General features: G+C 51.4%; 1 protein-coding gene. It reads right to left on the reverse strand.

The annotated features are described in order from the left end of the window. On the reverse strand, positions 1-285 hold a 285-nt coding region (locus AC1DS3_RS39565), incomplete at its 3' end, for a GDP-mannose 4,6-dehydratase (RefSeq protein WP_477129492.1). Between the last annotated feature and the right edge of the window lie 129 nt (positions 286-414).

A 414-nucleotide genomic window follows, 5' to 3' on the forward strand; every position in this document is an offset into this window, starting at 1 on the left:
AGCCACATGACTCTGTGCGCCTAGATTGTAGATTTCGTCGGGCTGAGTCTGCTGAATGATGCGAACCAGGTTGCTGGTGTCACTTAAGTCACCGTAGTGTAGTTTGAATCGAGTATTTTCGACATGCGGATCTTCGTAGATATGGTCGATCCGCTCGGTATTGAAGCGGGAAGCTCGCCGCTTAATACCATGGACGGTATAGCCTTTCTCCAGAAGGAATTCGGCGAGGTACGAGCCATCTTGCCCAGTAATCCCGGTGATAAGAGCGACTTTTTCTTGTGTCATGGGAACTCGTTTTCGTGAATATCAATGATCTCGACTATTGCCGGAACGGTGCTACGTCATACGCGAGCTTAATGCCATCGCGCAGTGCCGTTCGCGCCTGCCAACCGAGTGCCGCAAGGCGACTAACGT

It is taken from the genome of Cupriavidus sp. 01L46, assembly GCF_056399905.1.